Here is a 15,113-nt window from a genome sequence, read left to right as displayed (position 1 = left end):
GCCGTCCTCCACTTTCCTTTTCTTCCCGATAGTGAAAATCTATACGAAGCAAGGGATCGGCGCGAGTCCGGTCCCGCGCCGCACTGACGGAGGAATTCACCTGGATCAGCCAGCGAAGACCGTTCTGATCTGCTCGTGCGAAGACACGATGCGCCTCGACACGGCCGCGATCCGGCGTGGATGCCCCAACTGTGAGATCAGGAGCTTTCGACATCTCTGCGGCGCGGAGCTCGATCATTTCCGCAACGCCGCAACGGCAGAGGGTTCGCTGACGGTTGCCTGCACGCAGCGGGCGGCGCAGTTCACCGATGAGGCCGGCGAACGCCCAGACGGGATCACTTTCGTCAACATCCGCGAGACGGCGGGCTGGTCGCGCGACGGTGCGAACGCAGCTGCGAAGATGGCCGCGCTGCTTGCGGCGGCTGCGATTCCGAGACCGGACTATCCGTTCGTCACGCTGTTGAGCGACGGCATCATCCTTATCTATGGACGCGACGAGGACGCAATCGAGGCCGGACGGCTGCTCGCGGACCATCTCGATGTCACCGTCATGCTCAAGCGGCCAACAGACGTCGCCCCGCCTGCGGCGACGGACTTCCCGATCGTGAAGGGTACAATCCGCAACGCCAAGGGACATTTCGGCGCCTTCGAGCTCACGATCGACGACTACGCGCAGCCCAGACCGTCTTCGCGCGATCGCTTCGTGTTCGGAGCCACGCGCAACGGGGCGACCTCGCGCTGCAATCTCGTGCTCGACCTCTCCGGCGAGATGCCGCTGTTTCCCGCGCACGATCTGCGCGACGGCTACCTGCGAGCAGATCCCAAAGATCCCGCTGCCGTGCTGCGCGCGGTGCTCGCCGCGCGCGATCTCGTCGGCGGCTTTGACAAGCCGAGATATGTCGACTTCACGCCCGGCCTCTGCGCCCACTCGCGCTCGAATCTGACCGGATGCCATCGCTGCCTCGATCTGTGCCCGAGCGGTGCGATCACGCCCGCCGGCAATCATGTCGCTGTCAACGCGGAAGTCTGCGCAGGCTGCGGGCAATGCGCTGCCGCCTGTCCGACGGGGGCTGCCTCCTACGCGCTGCCGCCCGCCGACACCCAGTTGCAGATCATGCGTGCCATGCTGCTCGCCTATCACGAGGCTGGCGGCAGGCATCCCGTGCTGATGCTGCATGACAGCCCTCACGGCACGCCGCTGATCGACGCGCTCGCCCGTCACGGCGACGGGCTGCCGGCCAACGTGCTTCCCCTCGCCTTGAACGAGGTGACGCAGGTCGGGCTGGAAGCGGTCATCGGCGCATTCGCCTATGGCGCGTCCGCCGTGCGCCTTCTGCTGCGCGCAAAACCGCGGCACGAGGTGACGGGGCTGTCGCAGACGATTGCCATGGCCGAGGCCATTCTGGCCGGGCTCGGATTTGACGGGCAGCGCGCGGCCACCATTGAAACCGACGATCCCGACGTGCTGGGTGCGCAATTGAGCGCGATCGACATGCTTCCGGCGGTCGCGACGCCCGCAACCTTCAAAACGGTCGGCAAACGGCGCGATTTGCTTCGCTTTGCGTTGAGCGAATTGCACCGCCTGGCGCCGAGGCCGGTCGACATGATCGCCCTGCCGCAAGGCGCGCCGATCGGCGCGATCAGCGTCAATACGGATGGTTGCACGCTATGCCTGTCCTGCGTCTCGGCCTGCCCAACCGGTGCGCTTCGCGACGATCCCGAGCGTCCCGTGCTCAAATTCGTCGAAGATGCCTGCGTGCAGTGCGGTCTGTGCCAGAGCACCTGCCCCGAAAAGGTGATCACGCTCAAGCCGCAGATCGATTTCCGCGCGGCGCGCGCGGCTGCCGTCGTGATCAAGGAGGAAGAGCCCGCGCTGTGCATCCGCTGCGGCACCCCGTTCGGCGTGAAGAGCACGATCGATCGGATTGCGGCAAAGCTTGAGGGTCGGCACTGGATGTATCCCGCTGGTGACAAGAGGCTGGAAACCTTGCGGATGTGCGCCGACTGTCGCGTCATCGTTATGAGTGAACAGCAGTTCGATCCGTTCCAGGACGTGCCGCAACGCGCGCCGCCGCAGACGACTGATGATTACCTGCGCCAACGCGAGAACAAGGATTAGCCGCATGTCTCGTTACATGGTGGTTTTGTGGACGTGCTTTATCGCCACAATCCTTGCCGCTGGCGCGGCCGAGGCTCCCGCCCCACCAAGGCGGAGAAGGTTGCGCTCAAGCAGGCGATCGTCGCTTGCAAGGCCGAGGCCAAGGGCAGGAAGGTCAACTGGCTGTCGCGGCGGAAATACGTGAATCAGTGGTGGCAGCGCTGAAGGAAGATCCAAGCGTCGACGTCGATCGCATGCCTAGGGAGCGCCCGGAGCTAGCGAATATTCCTGTGGAGCAATGGCCGGAATATTAGCGCCCTACTTCGACGTCGCACGCGCCAGAAAGTCCGTGAGTGCGCGGCGGTCTGCGGCCGAGCTGATGTGCTGTTCTGGCATCTTCGTGCCCGGCGTATAGGCGTTCGGCCCGATCTCGAACAGTTTTGACACCGTCTCTGGTGTCCAGACGATGTCCATCCTCTTGAGCGCGTCGGAGAAGCGGTAGCCCGGCAGCGATGCGATCTTCCGGCCGTAGAGTCCGGCAAGCGTCGGGCCGGCGCGCTGCACCTCCGTCTCCGACAGCGTGTGGCAAGCGACGCAGGCCCGGAAGATTTCGGCGCCGTGATCGCCGGCATAGGCGGCGAGCGGGTCGGCTGGCGTGCCCAAGAGGTTGGAGCCGATGGCATCGCCGGTCAGTACATTCCATCGCCTGATCCTACCGTCGGCGCCGCCGGTCAGAAGCGTCGCGCCATCGGGCAGGAACGCAACCGACCAGACCGGCATGCCGGGCCCAGCGAGCGTGCGCAGCACGCTGCGCGCCTTGCGATCGACGATCGCCACGGTGTCGCCAACGCCGGCTGCGGCAATCAAGGCACCGTCATGCGAGATCGCCAGCGCCACGATCGGCGTGGTGCCTGCAGCAACGTCACCGCTTTCCTTGCCATCTGAGGTCATCATGCGCAGCCTGCCGTCTGCTGCGCCCGTGACGATTTCGCCATCCGGTGCGACCGCAACTGCGTTCAATGGCGCCGGCAAGGTCACAATCTCGGACGTCCCATCCGCCAAATGCCAGACCCGCGCCGTAAGATCGTAGCCGACACTCACGAGCGATTGTCCGTCTGGCGTAAAGGTAACGCCGTTGACGTTTTGCGAATGCCCCTCCAGCACGCGCAACGTGCCATCCGACAGCGACCAAAGCCGCACGGTATGGTCCCACGAGGCTGATGCGAGCTTCGATGCATCGGGCGAAACGGCGAGCCCGACAATGGGTCCCGTATGACCTTCGAAAACCCGGTCGGGCTGCGGCCGGCCTGGCGTCCAAATAGCAATCTGGCTATCCGCACCTGCCGTTGCCACTCTTCCTTCTCCAAGGAAGGCAACCGCGTTCACCGCATCCGAATGGAAGCGAAGGACTTGCTCGGCGGACTCTGTTGCTAGCGACCATTGGATAGCTGCGGTGTCGAAGCTACCTGACAGAACCGTCTGGCCATCGACCGAAACAGCGATCGCACGGACAGGCCCGCCGTGTCCCGCTAGTTGCGCTTGCGCGGGCTGTAGCGCCGAGAACAGTAGTGCTGTCAGAAGCGCGGCGGCGAGACGCAAGGTCAAATCCAAGGGCCGTCGGGCTTCCGGCAAAACATCCCCCGTTTGATTGAGCTCAATAAAGGGAGCTCTATCCGCTTCCAGGGTGCGACAAGCGGCGCCTTGAAAGGCGACCGATGTGATCGCAGACTTGGGAAAGGCGCCTCAAAGACCGAGGCCGAACATGCAAATCCATCCGAAAGCGTACCTGCAGCTGATCTCGCGGTTGTGGCACTTTCGTGTCTTGCCATCCCGAAATCGCGATCCCGCCACCCGAGAAGCGTCGCCGCCGCTCATTTACATCGTCGTCGTGCTGGCACTACTATTGACTGTCCTCGAAATTGACCTCCACCGTGTGCAGCTTCAATCCTTCGGACTGCTCGCCGCTCCAACCGAGATCAACCCGATCTTCATGAGCCCTTGAAATAGAGTTTGCGGCACCGCGGCTCGCGCGAGCGGACTATCGAGCTGCGACAGCGGTATTCTATTCTCTCTGCTGCTGCGCTCCCCTCGGGAACACCAGAGATCGATCCTCGAAATCCTCAAGCGGCAACTTACCCTGTTGCGCCATCTTGTGCATCTCTTGCACCGTGGGCATCCCCGCTACAGACGGTCTATTCACCGATGATGGATGCGATCGCAGCATATTCGTCGCCGCCGCGACAAGCGCGAGGACGGTCAGGCCAGAGATCATCAAGAGCTTCATCCGAACGTCCGTGGGTTTTGAGAGAGTCGAAGCTCTCATTAGTGCAAGACCGAACGCCGCTGTGTGATATCCCTCACATCTCTCCTTTTCTTGATCATTGCTGGAGTTGTTGCGCTCGCTCCGGTCACTGGTCGAAACCTTGCCCGGAGAAGTCTATTCCGGAGAGGATGGACCATCATGAAACGACGCCGGTTCAAGCAGGAAAAGCCGCTAATCGAACGGCTGACGAGAGCAGCCGAACTAGCGCGCGAGAAAGCAAATCCGAACGTCGCCTGACAACCAGAACAAATGCCACCCGGAGCCGAGCGCGACGACCTCTTGAGGAAGGCTCGGCAAGCTGACGTTACCGCTGACATTGATGGTGGTTAAGTTCGCCGGCGCTGAAACCTCCGACATAACGGCAGCGGTCCTGGGTTCGGTGCCGGGATCAAGACGGCCGTCGAGCGCGGCTGGCTCGAGCTGCCCGAGAGCGGGACGTATGTGCGGTTGCTGAAAGACGTCGGACCTAGGAGCCGCCGGTCCCGGCGTCGCACCCGGATATTGGCCAGCGGTCCTTTTAGGCTGAACGCACGCGCTTCGCGGTCGTTCTGCGCCTTTGCCGCCAATCGTCCATGCTTCTCCGTAGCCGCACCGCGGGCACTGGAAATTAATTTCATGATGGCCAGTCCGCCTGGATCCGATGAAGTTCGCAGCCATCGGCCAAGCCCGACAATTCGGACAAACAACTAAAACATGATCAGGGTCGAGCACGGGCAATCGTTCCCATTATCCAGGGGAACCGGGTCGTCGCCTAACTGTGCGTTTTTTCGATCGTTCCTTGGGCGCGAGCATGAGGCTCTAAAGCAGGGAAGCCGGCGCCTTCTTTCGATCTAGGAACAGTGAAGGGTCGCCAGAGTTGGACCGCGGCGGCTGGAGACTTTGCAGTGATCCGCTACTTTTTCGACATCCGGGACGGAGCCGAGCTTTACCCGGACGAAGAAGGTCTAGAATTGGCGAACGAAAGGGTCGCTGAGATAGAGGCCGCACACACCTTGGCTGCTATGGCGAGGGATGCGCCTGGTATGGGCGATCGACGCGACATCGCTATCGAGGTCCGCACCGAAGTCGGTCCGGTCTTTCAGCTTGCCCTCGTATTCGAAGCCGACCGGTTGAAGAATTAGGCTTGCCTAGGAACCGAGGGTAATGATCCACTGTTGGTTTTGCGATATTTCCCGAGGACTTTTCCATGGCCAAGAAGAACTGTTTGATTGTACGAGCTGTCGGAAGCCAACTCGATCAGCTGCGCGGAGAGGCATCGCGCATTTCGCGAGGAAATAAAATCGAATGGTGGGTCGAGCGTGGTGACGCTGGGACGCAGTTTTGCTTTGAGACGGTCGAAGCAAAACAAGCATTTGCCTCAATCTGCGAAAACTTCGCAGTTGCGTGCAGGGAAGCTTAGCGAACAGAAGCAGGCCCGCGCCGTGAGAAACAGAGAGGCCGCCAAATGAGGCGGCCTTCTTTTAGATGGGCGGTTTAAGACTTGGCGAATTTAACCATTCATCATAGGCCCGGGTAACGGAAACGGCGTGACGCGCCACCGCGGCCATAGCGCCTGCGAGCGCCGCCAGAGACAGAGAGAATAGCGCAATGGTCGCGATATCGTTCATAGCCACGTTCTAACGACTGAGGTCGTGAGCGAGTTCCGACTGCGTGTATCTCCAAACGGAACACCTAGGAAAAAGGCGTTCGTCCAAGAGCATCGTGGAATATTTTTACAAGATCTTCGGCAAAGACCTTCGGGCGATCGTGCCTCATATGGCTATGTCCGCTGGCACGATGATCGCCGTCATTAAGAAGCGAGTCCGCCGCCGCGCGCCCGAGCCAGTCCGTGCTCCCCGTGATGAAAATAATTGCCACTCACTCTGCCTCTCATGGACTTGAAGATCGCCTCCCTCTGGCCCGCCTTGCGCGCGTTCATGCGCGCTCAGACCAGCACCCCGGCTCCGACAATGGCGGTGTGCCTCAGCCCTGGTCGGCCACCCGGCTCAGGAGACGGGCGTTCCGGAAGATCCGAAGACGAAAGCGCAAACACACTGCCTTCATGACATTGCTGCCCTCGAGCGTCATCGCTGTGACGGGCGGCTCTGACCGGCCGAAGCGCCCCGATCTGTTCGGAAAAAGGGCATGCCCACTTGAAACAGAGCATTACCATCCATATACCATCTATCCAGATGGTATATGGATGGGAAAACAATGACCAGCAGCAACGTCCACGAAATCCGACCAAAACCCTCCGACAGCGAAAAAATCACGATCAATCTCGGTTTTGTCGATCTCGGTCAGGTCGACTTGATGGTGCAGGAAGGATTCTACTCGAACCGCACCGATTTCATCCGGACCGCAATCCGCAACCAGCTCGAACGTCATGCCGACGTGGTCAAGCAGTCCACGGCCCGAAAGAGCCTCGACCTCGGGCTGCGAAACTACGGCCGCGAGGATCTCGAGGCGGCGCGGCGTGCCGGCGAGATGGTGCACATCAATGTTCTGGGCCTCGCCACCATCGCCCAAGACGTCACGCCCGAGCTTGCTCGCGCCACGATTGCATCGGTCTCCGTGCTGGGCGCCCTGCATGCCAGTCCGGCGGTCAAATCCGCTCTCGCTGACAGGACGGGGTAAGGCCATGCTGAAACTGGACATGGTTCGCGAAGCCACACGCCTCACGCGCTCGGGCCAGCTCGTCGAGGCCACCGCGCTGCTCCAACGCATGCTTCGGGGTGAGAATGCACCAGACGTCACCGCCCCCAGCGCCCACCGCTTCGCCTCTACACTAGGAGAGCCGCCGACAATCGACGCCAAGGCACTTGCCGCAGAGACGAGGAGTCCGCGACTGACGGCGGTGGATCTAGCCAAGAACCTCCCCGGGCTCGGACTGAGAGGATCGCTGAGGCGCGCCCCGCCGTCTATGGCGGACACCGTGCCGGATGGCGCCATGTTCGTCGAAGGCAGCTACCGCAACGCCGCGGGAAGCCGCGCCTACCGGCTCTTCATCCCCAGCGGCTATCATGGACAGTCCATTCCGCTGGTGATCATGCTCCACGGCTGCACGCAGTCGCCGGAGGATTTCGCCGCCGGCACCCGGATGAACTTCATCGCCGAAGAACAGACTTGCTTCGTGGCCTATCCCGCGCAGCGGGCCGAAGCGAACCAGGCGAAATGCTGGAATTGGTTTCGTCCGGGCGACCAGCAACGCGGCGGAGGCGAGCCCTCGCTGATCGCCGGGATCACCCGCCAGATCATGCGTGACCATTCCGTCGATCCAAATCGCGTTTACGTCGCCGGACTGTCGGCCGGGGCCGCGGCCGCGGCCATCATGGGATCGACGTACGGCGATCTGTACGCAGCGATCGGCATACATTCCGGACTAGCTTGCGGGGCCGCCACCGACCTTCCTTCCGCGCTGATCGCCATGAAGCAAGGCGGCGGGTCCGAGGCAATGCCGAGCGACGGCCCGCCCATTCCGACGATCGTCTTCCACGGCGATCGCGACACCACTGTGCATTCGAAAAACGGGGGTCGCATTGTCCGGCAGTCAATCGGCGGGACGAACACGACGGTGAAGGCGCATCGCGGACGGGTACCGGGAGGGCATGCCTATACCCGCACAGTCCATACTGACCTCGGCGGCCGGAGAATCCTCGAGCACTGGGAAATCCACGGAGCCGGACACGCATGGTCGGGAGGTAGCCCCGCCGGCTCCTACACCGATCCGGACGGACCGGATGCGACGAGAGAAATGCTGCGTTTCTTCCTCGAGCATTCGCTCTCACAGAGGCGAAACTAGCAGAGACCGGAAAGTGATGGGCCGGCATCCATTGGCTCCTTTTGCGCCCGCCCGGGACGTCGGCCATCACTTTGCGCCTAGTCCATCGCTTCGTTGCCCGCCCGCGCGATCTATCGGCTCTCTGCAGCTTCGCCAGAACGGTCTTTGCGTTCGGCGCGGGCTTCCCGCATATCAGTATTGGCGGCCGACGCGGGGCGCGAAAGCTCATAGCTCAACAGCGGCTCGGCGGCAGTTGCACTGCCAGCCGAGCTGCGCATCGGCGAGCGCTCGATCGCGGACGCACCGAGGATCGCGAGCAGTGCTGCGCCGATTAGCGCCGCGAGCGCCCATGACATCAGTCCATGCTGCCCGTCCCACCGCTCGCCATCATCTTCAATCGTTACGAGCGCAGGCGTAGGCCGCGCGATCCGGCCGGCCATGTAGCCGCCAAAGCCGAAGCTGACGATCGCCTGGAAGATCAGATACAATCCCGACAGCAGCGCGGAGATCGAAGCGGTGCGAAAAAACGTTGCCTTGTGCCCGGCTTTCCTTGTCCTATTTCCCGTCCACCAAAAGTCGCGCGCGCGAGCTTAGCATGCGTCAAACAGAAAATGCCCGAACACACATCCTCCCGTTGGGGTAGCAAGACGAACATCCCCGATCGGGAGTGAACATTGTGGCCGCGATTCATCTGTAAAGCTTGCGGCAGGCGTGGCGCAGGGAATTATGATGAGCATCCTCCCGAGCGCGAAGCGCGCCAGGCTGGTTCATGAAGCTCACCGCCGAACTCCCTTCGCCAGCCCCCGCGATCTCCTCTTAGAACAGGACACGAATTCCTTTTCCAGCACTTATAACACCGAGCAATCAGCGCCGTTCGCCCGACCCATCAGCCTTCGATCTTGATCCATTTTCCGGGCATCACCATGCCTGCACAAAAAGTTCTTTGAACAGAAATCCTCTTACCAGCTTGTTCGTGTAGTCTTGTGGCAGCCTCCAATCTGGACGAGAGCTCTCCGCTCCACTTAGCCGCCGCCGCCTTAGATCCTTTGTGATTGTGAAGACCGAAGCGCGCGCCGCCGCCTCCAGCACCGCGGCAGCGTGCGCCGTTGTCCTCCGGTCCGCGATCAGCGCAGCGACGGAACAACGTTACAGCAGCGACGGAACAACATTACATCCGAGAGTTCGCGGAACGAAACGGCTCCTCAGCCTTTCTCTGAGGTTTGGGAGTAGCCCATGACTTCTCAGGCTATAGAAGGCGCGTGCGCGTTCGCTTGGCGGAACTACTTGCTGCTCCATAGCGGTGTCAGCGAGGAGGACATAAGGCGTTCGGCTCTCTATCGCTACGTCACTAATCTTGGTGATACCGGCCGACATGATTTCGATCTCTTGCAAATAGCGGCAGTCGCTTACTTGAAGAGCCTGGATGAATTGCATGACGACCGAGCTGCGAGACTCGCGGCAGATCAAGTTCTGGCCGAGTGTTTAGAGTCGCAAGGTGCGCTAACCGACGCTTAGTCTGGCCATAGCACCGCAGCGAAGGAGCGAACAGCATGACAGACAAGAACCCTACGAGCGACCCACAAAGGCGAATTGCCGCAGCGACAGCAATCGGCGTGAATGCCCTGAAACCAATGCTTCGCTTTCAGGTTTCATTGCTGAGGATGTGGGCCGATAGTGTTGAGAGGTTGGTCGGCAATTACGAAAAACAGGTGCAAGAAGCCGCCGACCGCCGTCAGCGAACGTTTAGACAAGGAACGCGCTGCCTAGATTAACGCGAACGGCTGGGTGATGCGCCATAGTTCACCAAAAGGGCCTTGAACGATCTCGGGATTGCACATCGCGAGCCCGTCTACGGGTCAGGGTCCGCGAGCCTAGCCAGGGCTCATGCGGGGTACCCTCGACGGAATGAAAAGGAGGAGGCTCCGCTGTAAATTGTGACCTCCAGGTGGCTGCATTGCTCGCCATACACTGGGTGGGTGATGAAACTGCTGGCCTGGCCCGGCCAGGATGTGAAGCGCGGCCAGCCGCGATTCATTCTTGAGGCTACCGACACAGTCCAAGGACTTAACGACCTCGTTGCAGCGCTCGGCGCGATGAACACGGCGCGAGGCTTGTGCGACGAGCACGCAGCGCTCCAGCCTGCTGTCCGGATTTCGTCGCGACACCAATTTAAGCCGCGGCGCGCGTTCGATGAATTTTACCGATGGGCACACGCGCACCAAGCGGACCAGAGCACAGATCGCAGCCGATGCCACCCCCAAGGCTCATAGCCGGACGGCCGGCGCCAAGGCGGCGTAGGTCAAGCCGACGGGCCTCTCGGAGAGCTACCGGCGGCGCCTGGACCGACGCCGTTGCCTATGCCGGCAGCACTATCACCTTCGTCTTGACGGGCGTTCGCGAATAGAGGTCGAGCATGTCCTGGCTGAGGAGGCCGGTACAGCCGCTCGTAATGCCGTTCCCGATCGTTTCAGGGTCGCTAGTGCTATAGATCGTGTAAAGCGTGTACGCCCCATTTTGATAGAGGTAGAGCACGCGGGCACCAAGCGGATTGTCAAGACCTCCCGGCATACCACGAGCATATTTGCCCGCCTCCGGCTGTCGCGCGATCATCTCCTTGGGTGGCGTCCAGGTAGGCCATTCGGCTTTGCGCCCGACATATGCCTCCCCGCTCCACCGGAACCCATCGCGGCCGACATTGGCGCCATAGCGCGTCGCGTTTCCCTCGCCTTCAATGCGGTAAACATAGTACTTGCTGGGATCGACGATAATCGTACCAGGCGCCTCATTGCTGTCATAGCGCACTGTCTTGCGAAAATATTTCGGATTGATCTTACTTACATCGACCGCAGGGATCGGGAATTTCTCGTTGGGCACAGGCCCGTAGACTTTCTCCGCCTCGGCCAGGCTCATGTAGTCGGATGCGCAACCGGCCAGGCCCAGTGCGGCGAGACCGGCAGCGGAGCCGAACACAAAGGCCCGTCGGTTGACAAGCCGCGACCGATGACCAGGCAGAGTCCCCTCACCCATCGCGCCGGCGTCGGCAATTCCACGGTCCATAAACATGATTTCGGATTTTCCTTGTCCCGTTGTACGGCCCGAGAAGACTTTGGCATACAGTAGCAGGGTCGAGAAGGTTCTTCGTCAGTCGAGCTTGAAATCTCTTGACCAGCGACGGCCTTGTGAGTCTCTCCCGAGAACAATGCGAGAACTCTCTTCTTGAATGCGGCTGGCCTATCGCTACAAACCAAAGCCATCCAGGGCGCAGTCTGCGGGGTCTCACCACCATCTGCGAGGCGCAATGACTGCGTTACAACGCAGCGCCTAGCGTAAAGCAGGTATGGGCGTGCAAACTCTGCTCGAGCGACGCCTCATGGGCGCCGCATTCGCTCCCGATCACGTCAGCCTGACCTATTCTGAAGCCGATGGTTTAGGGCTGCCCGCGGATTCGATCGGATGTCCGGTACATTTCGAGCGCCGGCTCAACCGCATCGTTTTTCGTTCGGATTGGCTGGACCAGGCCGCCCATCTCGGAAACAACACGAGCTATCCGATGGTCGTTGCACTTTGCGATAATCTGCTGGACGAACTGAAATTACGAGTTGGGATCGCCGGGGAAATCCGCGCACTTCTGCTGCGTGATATCGCCAACCCTCCAACCCTTGCCGATGTGGCGAAAGTGCTCGACATCAGCGACCGCCCGCTGCGGCGTCAGCTTCGGCAGCAAGGCATCTCTTTTCGCGGCCTCCTGGATGAGCTCCGGACACACACGGCGCTGAAATATCTGCGCACGACCAAGCTCGCCAACGCGGACATTGCGCTGGCGCTGGGCTTCACGACGCCGCAAATTTTTCGCCGTGCATTTCATCATCGATTGGTCGTCTCAAGTTGACGAGCCTCACCTCAGTACCGGATCCTGATCGCGGCTCTACAGCCTGCGCGCCGTCCAATTGTTCGGCCTGCCAACCGACGTTCAGGCCAAGCTGTCCTGCCGCCATCAACGCAGCACGAGCCAGGATCCCTCCAAAGGTCGGATAGGCCGGCGGGATCTGGGCCAGATCGTCGACGCGCATCATCTTCCCGGCGATCGAGGAGTAAAGAATGGAAGCTGCCTCAGATCCTCGACGTCATCTCGATGGCTTGTCACCGTCTTCGGTACTTTGCGTGCCCAGAACCGCGACCGGAAGCTTCCAGCCTCGCTTCATCGCGACGATTCGGAGACCGAAGCACAGCGCCGCCCCCACCAGCACGGCAGGTCCAGAAGGAAGTTGGAGTTTTGCGGCAATCACGACGACCGCCGCGCCAAGCAGCGCCGCCACGGCGTAAAGCTCTGCGCGCAGCACGACCGGAATCTCGGCCAGCAGAACGTCCCGGGCCACGCCGCCGCCGATTCCCGTCAGCATGCCGAGCAAGGTCGCCATGACAGGGTTCAGTCCGTGCGCGAGCGCCTTGTGCGCTCCGGACACCGCGAACAGCGCCAGGCCCGCGGCGTCGAACAGCAGCACGGGATTCCAACGCCGCACGACAACCAACGGGAAGAAGAATGTAATGGCCCCGGCCGCGAGCGACACGCCCAAATAATGCCAGTCGTCGATAGCTCCGGGCGGAACGGCTCCGATCAGGACATCGCGGGTTATTCCACCCGTGTTCGCTGCCACGAACGACAGCACCAGCACGCCGAATAGGTCCAGCTTGTGCCTGACGCCCGCCATCGCCCCGCTCAATGCAAAGACGAACGTGCCCGCAAGATCAAGCAGATACGGAAGCGACTCCACAACGTTGTGTCCCCGAATTGCCGATCTCCATCAACTGCGACGGCATCACGATGCCAACCAGGCCCGCGCCGCGACGACCAGCGCTTCAACGCCAGTTCTTAGCGTGGGATGGAGAACGGGCGCAAATTTCGGACTGTGGTTCACCGGAAGTCGTTGATTTTGTTCGCCCCTTTGGCCTTAGCATAGACTTCCGGATCGGTGCCGCCAACGAACCAGAACACCGAGGGCGAATGCCACTCGGTCCCGAACGATCCGAAGTCCTCGCTCGCCGGCGCAGGCCCCGTCTCCCGCACCCTCTCGCTCCCGAAATACGCCCGGAACGCATCAACCACCCGTTTGCTCGCGCCCTGATCGTTCAGATTCAGAGGATAATGGTCCAAGGTGGTGATCTCTGGCTTACGCGGCGCGCCCGAAGCCTCGGCCTCGGCGTTGACGATCCGCTCGATCGCCGCCAACACTCGCTTGCGCACGCCTTCATCGAAGGTCCGCACGTTGAGCTTGATGATGGCATCGTCGGGAATGACGTTCTCCTTGGTGCCCGCCTGCAGCGCTCCAATGGTGACGACCGCCGCCTCGGCAGCGGCCACCTCGCGCGAAACGATGGTCTGCAGCCGCATCACGGTCGCAGCTGCCATGACCACGGGGTCGATGCTTGCCTGCGGCATCGAGCCATGCGCACCGCGGCCGAAGAGACGGATCTGCAGACTGTCCGCGGCGGAGGTGATGGCGCCCGGACGTCCGGCGACAGTCCCAGACGGCCCTACCATGACGTGCTGGCCAAGGACCACATCCGGCTTGGTAAAACGCTTGAACAGCCCGTCGTCGATCATGGCTTGCGCCCCTTCCGCCGTCTCTTCGCCGGGTTGAAAGACCGCCATCAACGTGCCGCGCCAGGTCGGCCGCGCCTCGGCGAGCAGCTTTGCGGCGCCCGCGAGCCAAGTGACGTGCATGTCGTGGCCGCACATATGCGCGACGGGAACGGTTTCACCGTCCCGATTGATCATGGTTACCTTGCTCTGGTACGGCAGGCCGGTCGCCTCCTGGACAGGTAGCGCATCCATGTCGGCCCGCAGCATAACGGTAGGCCCATCGCCGTTGCGCAGGATGCCCACGACACCCGTCTTGCCGATCTCCGTTGTCACTTCGTAGCCGGCGTCGCGAAGCCGGTCGGCCGCCAGGCCCGCCGTCCGCGTCTCCTGCATCGACAGCTCGGGATGCGAGTGCACGTCCTTGTAGAGAGCCTCAAGATCTGGAAGCAGGCCATCGAGCTTTCGCAGAGCCGCGTCGGATGAACTCGCCTTCGTCTTGCTCATAACCCGATCCTTCTATAGCAGCATTGCGGGCCCGCAGCCGATGGTTCGTCGGCTACGACCTGGCGTTGGCCTTAATCCAAGCCGCATAAGCCTGCATGAATCCAGATGCTGTGGACGGCTCCTCCGCCCGGCACGCGAGTGCCATGGAGTTGGGGCCCTGTTAGGGCTCCCACGATCTTGAGGAGCTACCCACGCAAACACTAGCAGACATCGAGTGAGCGGTGTCCTCGATAGGGAGATGGTTGAGGGCTGCAGGTACACTGGAACCCAGCTTAGGGCGCGAGCGTTTGTGCCTTCGGATGGTCGCGCTCATCTCGCCACCTTCCTAATAAACAGTCAATGCCGCAGCCGCGGGGTGCTTTGCGCCAGGCGTCTCCGTTTCCGCCGACCAGCCCGCTCGCTCGCGGCCGGCCGAGCGTATGACAGTGTGGAAAAAGGCAGCAAGGATCGGACAATAGAGTGTCGCAACGGATCGAGCGTCAAGCAAGGACAGGCATCGAGGGGCTGGATGACGTGCTGGGAGGAGGACTTCAGCGTGGACGCGCATTCCTTCTCGAAGGTGCCCCGGGCACCGGCAAGACGACAGTCGCGACGCAGTTCCTGATCGCGGGAGCGGAGGCTGACGAGTGCTGCCTCTACATCACTCTCTCCGAGACCGAGGATGAGTTGCGCGCCGGCGCCACCTCGCACGGGTGGGAGTTGTCGGCCATTGAAGTCTTCGAGCTGATTCCGCCCGAGAACTTGCTCGACGAGAACCAGCAACAGAGCCTGCTCTATTCCTCCGACTTGGAGCTCGGCGAGACGACGAAGCGCATCTTCGAGGCCGTCGAGCGCGTGAAGCCGCAGA

Annotated in this window: 16 protein-coding genes and 1 pseudogene; 10 read left to right on the top strand and 7 right to left on the bottom strand. The window is 61.6% G+C overall.

Annotated features, from left to right (window positions below; translation table 11 throughout):
• The first annotated feature begins 148 nt into the window (after window positions 1–148).
• Complete coding sequence (locus SO140_RS33855) at window positions 149–2,119, top strand: 4Fe-4S binding protein (protein ID WP_498543692.1); 1,971 nt, start codon at window positions 149–151, stop codon at window positions 2,117–2,119.
• Window positions 2,120–2,146: 27 nt separating this feature from the next.
• Window positions 2,147–2,323, top strand: a complete 177-nt coding sequence (locus SO140_RS33850) for a hypothetical protein (protein ID WP_449381581.1) — start codon at window positions 2,147–2,149, stop codon at window positions 2,321–2,323.
• Window positions 2,324–2,416: 93 nt separating this feature from the next.
• Here SO140_RS33850 and SO140_RS33845 read toward each other — a convergent pair whose 3' ends face one another.
• Entirely contained in the window at window positions 2,417–3,709 is a 1,293-nt protein-coding gene (locus SO140_RS33845; protein ID WP_498543691.1) for a c-type cytochrome, read from the bottom strand.
• A gap of 151 nt (window positions 3,710–3,860) precedes the next feature.
• On the opposite strand from SO140_RS33845, the gene SO140_RS33840 reads away from it, so the two are divergent.
• Window positions 3,861–4,100 carry a hypothetical protein gene (locus SO140_RS33840; protein WP_498543690.1) on the top strand — a complete coding sequence of 80 codons (240 nt, stop codon included), beginning with the start codon at window positions 3,861–3,863 and terminating at the stop codon, window positions 4,098–4,100.
• 60 nt (window positions 4,101–4,160) lie between these two features.
• Here the strand turns inward: SO140_RS33840 and SO140_RS33835 are convergent, their stop codons facing one another.
• Entirely contained in the window at window positions 4,161–4,382 is a 222-nt protein-coding gene (locus SO140_RS33835) for a hypothetical protein (protein ID WP_498543689.1), read from the bottom strand.
• A gap of 923 nt (window positions 4,383–5,305) precedes the next feature.
• Here SO140_RS33835 and SO140_RS33830 point away from each other — a divergent pair.
• Together SO140_RS33830 and SO140_RS33825 are read left to right on the top strand one after the other, a co-directional pair.
• Entirely contained in the window at window positions 5,306–5,542 is a 237-nt protein-coding gene (locus SO140_RS33830; RefSeq protein WP_449381578.1) for a DUF6894 family protein, read from the top strand.
• 65 nt (window positions 5,543–5,607) lie between these two features.
• Entirely contained in the window at window positions 5,608–5,820 is a 213-nt protein-coding gene (locus SO140_RS33825; RefSeq protein ID WP_449381577.1) for a hypothetical protein, read from the top strand.
• Between the two features lie 359 nt (window positions 5,821–6,179).
• On the opposite strand, the pseudogene SO140_RS33820 reads toward SO140_RS33825, so the two are convergent.
• Window positions 6,180–6,278: pseudogene (locus tag SO140_RS33820) on the bottom strand (SDR family NAD(P)-dependent oxidoreductase); the annotation flags it as partial.
• A 336-nt stretch (window positions 6,279–6,614) separates the two neighbouring features.
• Here SO140_RS33820 and SO140_RS33815 point away from each other — a divergent pair.
• Together SO140_RS33815 and SO140_RS33810 are read left to right on the top strand one after the other, a co-directional pair.
• Window positions 6,615–7,037, top strand: coding sequence for a ribbon-helix-helix domain-containing protein (locus SO140_RS33815; protein ID WP_449381574.1), 423 nt, complete (start codon window positions 6,615–6,617; stop codon window positions 7,035–7,037).
• Between the two features lie 4 nt (window positions 7,038–7,041).
• The gene (locus SO140_RS33810) at window positions 7,042–8,202 is read left to right on the top strand and encodes an extracellular catalytic domain type 1 short-chain-length polyhydroxyalkanoate depolymerase (protein WP_498543688.1); all 1,161 of its coding nucleotides are present in this window, start codon (window positions 7,042–7,044) and stop codon (window positions 8,200–8,202) included.
• A 110-nt stretch (window positions 8,203–8,312) separates the two neighbouring features.
• Here SO140_RS33810 and SO140_RS33805 read toward each other — a convergent pair whose 3' ends face one another.
• Complete coding sequence (locus tag SO140_RS33805; RefSeq protein WP_474804805.1) at window positions 8,313–8,669, bottom strand: hypothetical protein; 357 nt, start codon at window positions 8,667–8,669, stop codon at window positions 8,313–8,315.
• A gap of 1,062 nt (window positions 8,670–9,731) precedes the next feature.
• On the opposite strand from SO140_RS33805, the gene SO140_RS33800 reads away from it, so the two are divergent.
• Window positions 9,732–9,953, top strand: coding sequence for a hypothetical protein (locus tag SO140_RS33800; protein WP_498543687.1), 222 nt, complete (start codon window positions 9,732–9,734; stop codon window positions 9,951–9,953).
• Between the two features lie 583 nt (window positions 9,954–10,536).
• On the opposite strand, the gene SO140_RS33795 is transcribed toward SO140_RS33800, so the two are convergent.
• Window positions 10,537–11,244 carry a L,D-transpeptidase gene (locus tag SO140_RS33795; RefSeq protein ID WP_449381570.1) on the bottom strand — a complete coding sequence of 236 codons (708 nt, stop codon included), beginning with the start codon at window positions 11,242–11,244 and terminating at the stop codon, window positions 10,537–10,539.
• Between the two features lie 274 nt (window positions 11,245–11,518).
• On the opposite strand from SO140_RS33795, the gene SO140_RS33790 reads away from it, so the two are divergent.
• A complete protein-coding gene (locus tag SO140_RS33790; RefSeq protein ID WP_474804809.1) occupies window positions 11,519–12,070 on the top strand; it encodes a helix-turn-helix transcriptional regulator in 552 nt (183 codons plus the stop codon).
• Between the two features lie 235 nt (window positions 12,071–12,305).
• On the opposite strand, the gene SO140_RS33785 is transcribed toward SO140_RS33790, so the two are convergent.
• Together SO140_RS33785 and SO140_RS33780 are read right to left on the bottom strand one after the other, a co-directional pair.
• Window positions 12,306–12,953, bottom strand: coding sequence for a trimeric intracellular cation channel family protein (locus SO140_RS33785; RefSeq protein WP_449381568.1), 648 nt, complete (start codon window positions 12,951–12,953; stop codon window positions 12,306–12,308).
• Window positions 12,954–13,093: 140 nt separating this feature from the next.
• Window positions 13,094–14,155 carry an amidohydrolase gene (locus SO140_RS33780; RefSeq protein WP_498543686.1) on the bottom strand — a complete coding sequence of 354 codons (1,062 nt, stop codon included), beginning with the start codon at window positions 14,153–14,155 and terminating at the stop codon, window positions 13,094–13,096.
• 570 nt (window positions 14,156–14,725) lie between these two features.
• Between SO140_RS33780 and SO140_RS33775 the strand changes: the two genes are divergently transcribed.
• The coding region (locus SO140_RS33775; RefSeq protein WP_498543685.1) for an ATPase domain-containing protein at window positions 14,726–15,113 on the top strand (388 nt) is incomplete at its 3' end.

The sequence above is a fragment of the Bradyrhizobium sp. UFLA05-108 genome (assembly GCF_059803455.1).
This window is presented reverse-complemented; position numbering and strand designations above follow the sequence as displayed.